This window comes from Escherichia sp. E13S3 (assembly GCF_004212325.1).
GTDB lineage: Bacteria > Pseudomonadota > Gammaproteobacteria > Enterobacterales > Enterobacteriaceae > Escherichia.
This window is the reverse complement of record NZ_RHJR01000024.1, coordinates 1-9,782: the sequence shown is the minus strand read 5'-3', so window position 1 is coordinate 9,782 and position 9,782 is coordinate 1. Positions and strand designations below refer to the sequence as shown.

Genomic DNA, 9,782 nt, shown 5'->3' with positions numbered 1-9,782 from the left:
GATCAAATCACTTAACAACAGGCAGTAAGTCAGACGAATTTCTGCTAACATCCACGCACTCATTATCAGAATAAATGGCAGCGACTATGAAATTTGTCTCTTTTAATATCAACGGCCTGCGCGCCAGACCACACCAGCTTGAAGCTATCGTCGACAAGCACCAGCCTGATGTGATTGGCCTGCAGGAGACAAAAGTTCATGATGATATGTTTCCGCTCGAAGATGTGGCAAAGCTCGGCTACAACGTGTTTTATCACGGGCAGAAAGGCCATTACGGCGTGGCGCTGTTGACCAAAGAGACGCCGATTGCCGTGCGTCGTGGCTTCCCAGGCGACGGCGAAGAGGCACAACGGCGGATTATTATGGCGGAAATCCCCTCACCGCTGGGCAATGTCACCGTGATCAACGGCTACTTCCCGCAGGGCGAAAGCCGCGACCATCCCATAAAATTCCCGGCTAAAGCACAGTTTTACCAGAACCTGCAAAACTACCTGGAAACCGAACTCAAACGTGATAATCCGGTGCTGATTATGGGCGATATGAATATCAGCCCCACCGACCTGGATATCGGCATTGGCGAAGAGAACCGCAAACGCTGGCTGCGTACGGGTAAATGTTCTTTCCTGCCGGAAGAACGCGAATGGATGGACAGGCTGATAAGTTGGGGGCTGGTCGATACCTTCCGCCATGCGAATCCGCAAACAGCAGATCGTTTCTCATGGTTTGATTACCGCTCAAAAGGTTTTGACGATAACCGGGGTCTGCGTATCGACCTGCTGCTTGCCAGCCAGCCGCTGGCCGAATGCTGCGTAGAAACCGGTATCGACTATGAAATCCGCAGTATGGAAAAACCGTCAGATCACGCACCTGTCTGGGCCACCTTCCGCCGCTAATTTCTCCGTTCTCCTGGCTCGCACTGGGTCAGGAGAATTAACCTTGAGAAAAATCAACAAACTGTCAGTAATGATTTGTTGCCCGCCGTCCTTTGTTATACCGTCACTGCGTTTTTTAGTTGTCTGACCACTTCTCTATTATCAAGTTTGATATAGGAAACTCCACGATGAACGCTGAGCGTAAATTTCTTTTTGCCTGTCTGTTTTTTGCGCTGGTCATTTACGCTATCCATGCTTTCGGTTTATTCGATCTACTCACCGATTTACCCCACTTACAGACACTCATTCGCCAGAGCGGATTGTTCGGTTATAGCCTCTATATTCTGTTATTCATCATCGCCACCCTCTTTCTGCTACCGGGTAGCGTACTGGTGATCGCCGGTGGAATAGTTTTTGGTCCGCTAACTGGAACCCTACTTTCGTTAATTGCCGCCACGCTAGCCTCGTCGTGCTCATTCCTGTTGGCGCGCTTTCTGGGGCGTGATTTACTGCTGAAATACGTTGGCCATAGCCACACTTTTCAGGCTATTGAAAAAGGCATTACGCGTAACGGTATCGATTTTCTTATTCTGACCCGCTTAATCCCGCTATTTCCATACAATATTCAAAATTACGCTTACGGATTAACCGCCATCGCCTTCTGGCCTTATACCCTTATTTCGGCATTAACCACTCTGCCAGGAATAGTGATTTATACCGTGATGGCCAGCGATCTTGCCAGTGAAGGCATTACGCTGCGCTTTATTTTACAACTCTGTCTGGCGGGCCTGGCGCTATTTATTCTCGTCCAGCTCGCCAAACTCTACGCTCGTCACAAACACGTGGATCTGTCTGCTTCGCGCCACAGCCCACTTACTCACCCTAAAAATGAAGGATAGAACGATGTTGCAACATTATTCAGTGTCATGGAAAAAAGGACTGGCTGCACTGTGTTTACTGGCCGTTGCGGGGCTTAGTGGCTGCGATCAAAAAGAGAATACGGCGGCAAAAGTGGAATACGACGGGCTTTCGGACAGCCAGCCGCTGCGTGTCGATGCCAATAACCATACGGTAACCATGCTGGTGCAAATTAATGGGCGTTTCCTCACCGACGATACCCGCCACGGTATTGTGTTTAAAGATGGCTCCAACGGACATAAATCGCTGTTTATGGGTTATGCCACGCCGAAAGCATTTTATGAAGCCCTGAAAGAGGCAGGTGGTACGCCGGGCGAAAACATGACGATGGATAATAAAGAAACGACTCATGTCACAGGCAGCAAACTGGATATTTCAGTTAACTGGCAAGGAGCGGCAAAAGCGTATTCCTTTGATGAAGTGATAGTTGACAGTAATGGCAAGAAACTGGATATGCGCTTTGGCGGTAATTTAACGGCAGCTGAAGAGAAAAAAACGGGCTGCCTGGTATGTCTGGATAGTTGCCCGGTCGGTATCGTCAGCAATGCGACATACACTTATGGTGCGGTGGAAAAACGCAGCGAAGTGAAATTCAAAGGCAATGCCTCGGTTCTCCCGGCAGATAACACGCTGGCAACGGTTACCTTTAAAATCGCCGAATAAAACCAGGATAAAGGATGATGAAAATGCAATCGCGTAAAATCTGGTACTACCGCATAACCCTCATCATCCTGTTGTTCGCTATGCTGCTGGCATGGGCGCTGCTTCCCGGCGTCCATGAGTTTATCAATCGCAGCGTTGCGGCGTTTGCCGCCGTGGACCAACAGGGTATAGAACGCTTTATTCAGTCTTACGGCGCACTGGCGGCAGTTGTTTCGTTCTTGTTGATGATTCTACAGGCCATTGCTGCACCGCTACCTGCGTTTTTGATCACCTTTGCCAATGCGTCGCTGTTTGGCGCGCTCTGGGGCGGCTTGCTGTCGTGGACCAGTTCGATGGCCGGCGCGGCGCTGTGCTTTTTTATCGCCAGAGTGATGGGTCGCGAAGTGGTTGAAAAATTAACCGGTAAAACCGTGCTTGACAGTATGGACGGCTTTTTCACTCGCTACGGCAAACACACCATTCTGGTCTGTCGGTTATTGCCTTTTGTCCCTTTCGATCCAATCAGCTATGCTGCCGGTTTGACTTCAATACGTTTTCGCTCGTTTTTTATCGCCACCGGGCTTGGTCAGTTACCGGCGACTATTGTTTATTCCTGGGCGGGCAGCATGTTAACAGGCGGTACTTTCTGGTTTGTCACCGGACTGTTTATTCTGTTTGCCCTGACCGTGGTGATTTTTATGGCGAAGAAAATATGGCTTGAGCGCCAGAAGAGGAATGCCTGATGGGTTTACCGCCGCTTAGCAAAATTCCTTTCATTTTACGTCCACAGGCGTGGCTGCACCGTCGCCATTACGGCGAGGTGCTAAGCCCCATTCGCTGGTGGGGGCGGATCCCGTTTATCTTTTATCTGGTGTCGATGTTTGTTGGCTGGCTGGAGCGCAAACGCTCACCGCTCGATCCAGTGGTGCGATCGCTTGTCAGCGCGCGCATTGCGCAAATGTGTCTGTGTGAGTTTTGCGTGGATATCACCAGTATGAAAGTCGCCGAGCGCACCGGCAGCACCGATAAATTGCTGGCGGTAGCTGACTGGCGACAAAGCCCGCTCTTCAGCGACGAAGAGCGGCTGGCGCTGGAGTACGCCGAAGCCGCAAGCGTAACGCCGCCAACGGTCGATGATGCCCTGCGCACCCGACTGACTACGCATTTTGACGCCCAGGCGCTCACCGAGCTGACGGTATTGATCGGCTTGCAAAATCTGTCAGCCCGTTTTAATTCTGCCATGGACATTCCCGCTCAGGGGCTGTGCCGTATTCCTGACAAACGTTCTTAAGGAGAGATGATGCGCCATTGTGTATGGTTGCTGGGATTGTTATCGCTGTTTTCTTTGGCAACACATGCCAGTGACTGGCAGGAAATTAAAAATGAGGCCAAAGGGCAAACCGTCTGGTTTAACGCCTGGGGCGGCGACACCGCGATTAACCGCTATCTCGACTGGGTTAGCGGCGAGATGAAAACCCATTACGCTATAAACCTGAAGATTGTTCGTCTGGCGGATGCCGCTGACGCGGTGAAGCGCATTCAGACCGAAGCTGCTGCCGGACGTAAAACGGGCGGCTCGGTGGATCTGCTCTGGGTGAACGGCGAAAACTTCCGCACCTTAAAAGAGGCCAATTTATTACAAACGGGCTGGGCGGAAACGCTACCCAACTGGCGCTATGTCGACACACAGCTGCCTGTAAGGGAAGATTTTTCTGTGCCGACACAAGGTGCGGAATCGCCCTGGGGCGGCGCGCAATTGACGTTTATCGCCCGACGCGATCAGACACCACAGCCACCGAAAACGCCACAATCCTTGCTGGAATTTGCCAAAGCCAACCCTGGTACGGTTACCTATCCGCGCCCACCAGACTTTACCGGCACCGCGTTTCTTGAACAGCTGCTGATTATGCTGACGCCCGATCCCGCTGCATTAAAAAAAGCGCCGGACGATGCGACTTTCGCCCGTGTCACTGCGCCCTTGTGGCAATATCTTGATGCGCTGCATCCATATTTGTGGCGCGAAGGAAAGGATTTCCCGCCTTCGCCCGCGCGGATGGATGCTCTGCTGAAAGCCGGCACATTGCGCCTGTCGCTGACTTTTAATCCTGCTCATGCGCAGCAAAAAATCGCCAGCGGCGATTTACCCACCAGCAGTTACAGCTTTGGCTTTAGCGAGGGAATGATTGGCAACGTGCATTTCGTCACCATTCCAGCCAACGCAACTGCCAGTGCTGCGGCAAAAGTCGTCGCCAACTTCCTGTTGTCACCTGAAGCACAACTGCGTAAAGCGGATCCCGCTGTCTGGGGCGATCCTTCGGTTCTCGATCCGCAAAAACTACCTGCCGGGCAGCATGAAACATTGCAATCAAGAATGCCGCAGGATCTGCCGCCGGTACTGGCGGAACCGCATGCTGGTTGGGTAAATGCGCTGGAACAAGAATGGCTACGCCGTTACGGTACGCATTAATTTCTTTGCTGTGGGTGGTGATGGCGGTGATTTACGCACCGCTGGTACCGTCGGCTTTCACGCTGATAACACCTGCCATGTCGCTGACGCACTGGCAGGCGTTATTTGCCGATCCGCAGCTACCGCAGGCATTACTGGCAACACTGGTGTCGACAAGCATTGCGGCGGTCGGCGCTTTGTTTATTGCCCTGCTGGTGATAGTAGCGCTATGGCCTGGGCCGAAATGGCAGCATCTGTGCGCCCGTCTGCCGTGGCTACTCGCCATCCCCCACGTGGCTTTTGCCACCAGCGCCCTGCTGCTCTTTGCTGACGGAGGGCTGCTTTATGACTATTTCCCATATTTCACTCCGCCAATGGACAAATTGGGTATTGGGCTGGGCTTCACGCTGGCGGTGAAAGAAAGCGCATTTCTGCTGTGGATCTTATTGGCAGCACTGAGTGAAAAACGCCTGGTACAGCAAGTTATTGTACTGGATTCGCTGGGCTACAGCCGCTGGCAATGCCTGAACTGGTTGTTATTGCCCTCCGTCGCGCCTGCGCTGGCAATGGCGATGTTGGCGATTGTCGCCTGGTCGCTTTCGGTCGTGGATGTAGCGATTATTCTTGGTCCGGGTAATCCACCGACGCTGGCGGTAATTAGCTGGCAGTGGTTAACCCAGGGCGACATTGACCAACAAACAAAAGGCGCGCTTGCCAGCCTGCTGCTGATGCTGTTACTCGCCGCCTACGTTTTGCTTGGTTATCTATTATGGCGCGCCTGGCGATGTACGATCCCCCGGGAAGATGGCATTCGCATGCCAGCCACGCCTTTATTGCCAGGGAAGATGCTGGCGAAGTTGTTACCCTTAACTGGCGTGCTCTGTGTGATTCTGCTGGCGATCCTCGCGAATCAGTCGACGATCAATAACGAGGCGCTGCTCAATAGCCTGACGATGGGACTGGTGGCGACATTCATCGCTTTGGTTCTGTTGTTGCTGTGGCTGGAATGGGGGCCACAGCGTCGCCAGTTGTGGCTATGGTTGCCCATATTATTACCCGCCTTGCCGCTGGTGGCGGGCCAGTACACGCTGGCGCTATGGCTGAATCTGGATGGCCGCTGGACTGCGGTGGTGTGGGGGCATCTGCTGTGGGTGATGCCGTGGATGCTGTTCATCCTGCAACCGGCCTGGCGGCGCATCGATTCACGATTAATATTGATTGCGCAAACGCTGGGTTGGTCACGGGCCAAAATCTTCTTTTACGTGAAATGTCCGCTAATGCTGCGCCCTGCGCTGATTGCCTTCGCTGTCGGATTTTCAGTGAGTATTGCGCAGTATATGCCAACGCTGTGGCTGGGAGCCGGACGTTTCTCGACGCTCACCACCGAAGCGGTAGCGTTAAGTAGCGGCGGTAGTAACAGCATTCTCGCCACCCAGGCCCTATGGCAACTGCTTTTGCCACTTATTATTTTTGCCCTGACCGCGTTAGTCGCAAAATGGGTAGGTTTTATCAGACAAGGACTCCGCTAATGCTCTGCGTGAAAGATGTTTCGCTGCGTTTGCCTGAAACCTGTTTACTGGAAGACGTTAACTTTACAGTCAATAAAGGTGACATTGTCACATTAATGGGGCCCTCAGGCTGTGGTAAGTCTTCTCTGTTTTCATGGATGATTGGTGCGCTTTCCGGGCAATTTTCTTGTACAGGCGAGCTATGGCTCAATGATCAACGTATCGATACCCTGCCTACCGCCCGGCGTCAGATTGGTATTCTTTTCCAGGATGCGCTGTTATTTGACCAGTTCAGCGTCGGACAGAATTTGCTTCTGGCGCTACCGTCGACGCTCAAGGGGACGGCCAGGCGCAATGCCGTGAAAGACGCGCTTGAGCGAGCGGGACTGGCTGAAACTTATCACCAGGACCCTGCGACATTATCAGGCGGTCAGCGAGCGCGGGTGGCCCTGCTGCGCGCCCTTCTCGCACAGCCAAAGGCATTATTGCTTGATGAACCGTTCAGCCGTCTTGACGTAGCTCTGCGCGATAATTTTCGTCAGTGGGTATTCAATGAAGTTCGCGAGCTGGCGATCCCCGTCGTTCAGGTAACCCACGATCTTCAGGATGTTCCTGCCGATAGTCCCGTTATGGATATGACGCGGTGGTCAGAAAATTACAACAAACTGCGATAACGCAAAGTTTTTCCCGATGTGTCAGTTCAGAATGGCGCACTCAAAACTACAATGTCGGGATTTTCGATGAAACGTGTTTCTCAAATGACCGCGCTGGCAATGGCTTTAGGGCTGGCTTGCGCTTCTTCGTGGGCCGCTGAACTGGCGAAGCCTCTTACACTTGACCAGCTTCAACAACAAAATGGCAAAGCGATTGATACTCGCCCCAGCGCGTTTTATAACGGCTGGCCACAAACTCTAAATGGCCCTTCCGGTCATGAACCTGCCGCCTTAAACCTTTCTGCTAGCTGGCTCGACAAAATGAGCACCGAGCAGCTCAACGAGTGGATCAAGCTGCATAACCTGAAAACGGATGCCCCGGTGGCGCTGTACGGTAATGACAAAGATGTCGATGCCGTTAAAACGCGACTACAAAAAGCAGGCTTTACACATATCTCTATCTTGAGTGATGCACTGAGCGAACCTTCCCGACTGCAAAAACTGCCGCACTTTGAGCAGCTGGTTTATCCGCAATGGCTGCATGACCTGCAACAAGGTAAAGAAGTTACGGCGAAACCTGCGGGTGACTGGAAAGTCATTGAAGCGGCCTGGGGCGCTCCTAAGCTTTATCTCATCAGCCATATTCCTGGAGCCGATTACATCGATACCAACGAAGTCGAAAGCGAACCGCTGTGGAATAAAGTTTCTGACGAACAACTTAAAGCAATGCTGGCTAAGCACGGCATTCGTCACGACACCACGGTCATTCTGTACGGGCGTGATGTTTACGCCGCAGCGCGCGTGGCGCAAATTATGCTCTACGCTGGCGTGAAAGATGTGCGACTGTTGGATGGCGGCTGGCAAACCTGGTCCGACGCAGGTCTGCCCGTTGAGCGCGGTACGCCACCAAAAGTGAAACCGGAACCTGACTTCGGCGTGAAGATCCCGGCGCAACCGCAACTGATGCTCGATATGGAACAGGCGCGCGGTCTGCTACATCGCCAGGATGCCTCACTGGTCAGCGTACGTTCCTGGGCGGAATTTATCGGTACCACCAGCGGCTATGATTACATCAAGCCAAAAGGTGACATTCCGGGCGCACGTTGGGGCCATGCGGGCAGCGATTCAACGCATATGGAAGATTTCCATAATCCAGACGGCACCATGCGTACTGCCGATGACGTCGCGGCAATGTGGAAAGAATGGAATATCCTGCCGGATCAACAAGTCTCGTTCTACTGCGGCACCGGCTGGCGCGCCTCAGAAACCTTTATGTATGCGCGCGCAATGGGCTGGAACAACGTCTCCGTTTATGACGGTGGCTGGTACGAATGGAGCAGCGATCCAAAAAATCCGGTAGCAACTGGTGAACGCGGCCCGGACAGTAGCCAATAACACGGCAATTACTGACGCTGAAGCGACTTCAGCGTCAGATACCCACTCCAAATCCGCGTAAATGTTGTCATCCAACAAAGCGCGCCAAATATCCATGCAAACCACGGGAAATATTCCGGAAAGAGACAACTTAAAACAAACAGCAAAATCGTCTCGCTGCCTTCTGTTAACCCGCCCAGATAGTAAAACGATTTGTGCGCATAACCGGGATTATCAATCTGATGTTTCGCCGCCAGTGCAGCAAATGCGAGAAAACTGCTGCCCGTGCCGATAAACGCAAACAGCAGCCAGCCGCCCGCCAGCGCATTTTGTTCCGGTGCGGCGAGAATAAACCCGAACGGTACCAGCGCGTAAAAAAGAAAATCCAACGAAATATCGAGAAAGCCCCCCGCGTCGGTTAACCCTCTGCGCCGCGCCAGCGCACCGTCCAGACCATCAAGCAACCTGTTCAGTAAAATGGCAATCACCGCCGCCAGATACCAGTCCAGTGCCAGAAACGGCAGTGTCAGCACGCCGATGGCAAATCCCACTAACGTTAAACCATCTGGTGTAATGCCTGGTTTATCCAGAACCCGCACGCACTGATGCAACAAAGGCTTAATTCGTGGATGAAGATGGCGGTCTAACACGGGTACTCCTTAAGAAATAAAACCCTTCAGCTCGGGCAACACTGCGGATATTATGGCATTTTTCCTGTATTCTACCGTGTGTAATTTATCCAGTGCGCCGTAAAACCCCGTCCTTCAGGGCGGGGATATAAGGCGCGGTTTTCCACCTAACCAGGTGTTTGCTGTTGTTCAATGTATTGGCGGATGACGGATATTGGCGCACCTCCGCAGCTACTGGCAAAATAGCCGGGACTCCACAAAACGCATTTGTGGTAATACCTGACTGCAATATCTGGTCGATCTCGTCGCAGTAATCTACTCGATACGCCTTTGAGGCTGTTTACCAGACTGGATATCGCCAGCTTGGGTGGATAGGTAATTAACAAATGGACGTGATCTTGTTCGCCATCCATTTCAACCAGTTCAGGTTCAAAATCAGCACATACATTTGAAAAGTAAGTGCGTAGTTTTTCTGTCGCGTCATAGTCAAAAATCTGACGTCGGTATTTGGTTACAAAGACCAAATGAACATGCTTCAGGAAAACACAGTGCCTTCCGCGTCGGATATCGGTTTCTTTTTTCATAGACCAAAGTATGATTTTCCCTATGAAGCGACTACAAGCATTTAAATTCCAGTTAAGACCCGGTGGTCAACAGGAGCGTGAAATGAGGCGCTTCGCGGGCGCGTGTCGTTTCGTTTTCAATCGTGCTCTGGCGCTTCAGAATGAGAATCATGAGGC

12 protein-coding genes are annotated in these 9,782 nt (G+C 52.2%); 10 read left to right on the top strand and 2 right to left on the bottom strand.

Going from position 1 to position 9,782, the window contains the following annotated elements:
- Positions 1–86: 86 nt before the first annotated feature.
- From xthA to ynjE, 9 genes are all read left to right on the top strand, one after another.
- Positions 87–893 carry an exodeoxyribonuclease III gene (xthA, locus tag D9597_RS21525; protein WP_130218853.1) on the top strand — a complete coding sequence of 269 codons (807 nt, stop codon included), beginning with the start codon at positions 87–89 and terminating at the stop codon, positions 891–893.
- A 167-nt stretch (positions 894–1,060) separates the two neighbouring features.
- On the top strand, positions 1,061–1,771 hold the full coding sequence (locus D9597_RS21520) for a TVP38/TMEM64 family protein (protein WP_130224641.1): 711 nt from the start codon (positions 1,061–1,063) through the stop codon (positions 1,769–1,771).
- A 4-nt stretch (positions 1,772–1,775) separates the two neighbouring features.
- Entirely contained in the window at positions 1,776–2,453 is a 678-nt protein-coding gene (ydjY, locus tag D9597_RS21515; protein ID WP_130218849.1) for a lipoprotein YdjY, read from the top strand.
- A gap of 14 nt (positions 2,454–2,467) precedes the next feature.
- Positions 2,468–3,175 (top strand): TVP38/TMEM64 family protein, encoded by a 708-nt coding sequence (locus D9597_RS21510; protein ID WP_000977139.1) that lies wholly within the window; start codon positions 2,468–2,470, stop codon positions 3,173–3,175.
- Positions 3,175–3,723, top strand: a complete 549-nt coding sequence (locus D9597_RS21505) for a carboxymuconolactone decarboxylase family protein (RefSeq protein ID WP_130224639.1) — start codon at positions 3,175–3,177, stop codon at positions 3,721–3,723. The genes D9597_RS21510 and D9597_RS21505 overlap by 1 nt, the downstream gene beginning before the upstream one ends.
- Positions 3,724–3,732: 9 nt before the next feature.
- A complete protein-coding gene (locus tag D9597_RS21500) occupies positions 3,733–4,899 on the top strand; it encodes an ABC transporter substrate-binding protein (RefSeq protein WP_130224832.1) in 1,167 nt (388 codons plus the stop codon).
- Positions 4,872–6,407, top strand: a complete 1,536-nt coding sequence (locus tag D9597_RS21495; protein WP_130224637.1) for a thiamine ABC transporter permease — start codon at positions 4,872–4,874, stop codon at positions 6,405–6,407. Before D9597_RS21500 ends, D9597_RS21495 begins: the two co-directional genes overlap by 28 nt.
- Positions 6,407–7,060, top strand: coding sequence for an ATP-binding cassette domain-containing protein (locus tag D9597_RS21490; RefSeq protein WP_130224635.1), 654 nt, complete (start codon positions 6,407–6,409; stop codon positions 7,058–7,060). Before D9597_RS21495 ends, D9597_RS21490 begins: the two co-directional genes overlap by 1 nt.
- A gap of 66 nt (positions 7,061–7,126) precedes the next feature.
- The gene (gene ynjE / locus D9597_RS21485) at positions 7,127–8,434 is read left to right on the top strand and encodes a thiosulfate sulfurtransferase YnjE (RefSeq protein WP_130224633.1); all 1,308 of its coding nucleotides are present in this window, start codon (positions 7,127–7,129) and stop codon (positions 8,432–8,434) included.
- An 8-nt stretch (positions 8,435–8,442) separates the two neighbouring features.
- Here ynjE and D9597_RS21480 read toward each other — a convergent pair whose 3' ends face one another.
- Entirely contained in the window at positions 8,443–9,063 is a 621-nt protein-coding gene (locus D9597_RS21480) for a CDP-alcohol phosphatidyltransferase family protein (protein WP_130224631.1), read from the bottom strand.
- A gap of 146 nt (positions 9,064–9,209) precedes the next feature.
- Positions 9,210–9,626: an IS200/IS605 family transposase gene (tnpA, locus tag D9597_RS21475; protein WP_165383563.1), complete on the bottom strand. Its 417-nt coding sequence runs from the start codon at positions 9,624–9,626 to the stop codon at positions 9,210–9,212.
- Between the two features lie 22 nt (positions 9,627–9,648).
- Between tnpA and D9597_RS21470 the strand changes: the two genes are divergently transcribed.
- The coding region (locus D9597_RS21470) for a helix-turn-helix domain-containing protein (RefSeq protein WP_148936134.1) at positions 9,649–9,782 on the top strand (134 nt) is incomplete at its 3' end.

Coding starts and splice junctions, on each gene's coding strand:
- xthA (WP_130218853.1), top strand. CDS start 87: ATGAAATTTGTCTCTTTTAATATCAACGGCCTGCGCGCCAGACCACAC.
- D9597_RS21520 (WP_130224641.1), top strand. CDS start 1,061: ATGAACGCTGAGCGTAAATTTCTTTTTGCCTGTCTGTTTTTTGCGCTG.
- ydjY (WP_130218849.1), top strand. CDS start 1,776: ATGTTGCAACATTATTCAGTGTCATGGAAAAAAGGACTGGCTGCACTG.
- D9597_RS21510 (WP_000977139.1), top strand. CDS start 2,468: ATGATGAAAATGCAATCGCGTAAAATCTGGTACTACCGCATAACCCTC.
- D9597_RS21505 (WP_130224639.1), top strand. CDS start 3,175: ATGGGTTTACCGCCGCTTAGCAAAATTCCTTTCATTTTACGTCCACAG.
- D9597_RS21500 (WP_130224832.1), top strand. CDS start 3,733: ATGCGCCATTGTGTATGGTTGCTGGGATTGTTATCGCTGTTTTCTTTG.
- D9597_RS21495 (WP_130224637.1), top strand. CDS start 4,872: ATGGCTACGCCGTTACGGTACGCATTAATTTCTTTGCTGTGGGTGGTG.
- D9597_RS21490 (WP_130224635.1), top strand. CDS start 6,407: ATGCTCTGCGTGAAAGATGTTTCGCTGCGTTTGCCTGAAACCTGTTTA.
- ynjE (WP_130224633.1), top strand. CDS start 7,127: ATGAAACGTGTTTCTCAAATGACCGCGCTGGCAATGGCTTTAGGGCTG.
- tnpA (WP_165383563.1), bottom strand. CDS start 9,626: ATGAAAAAAGAAACCGATATCCGACGCGGAAGGCACTGTGTTTTCCTG.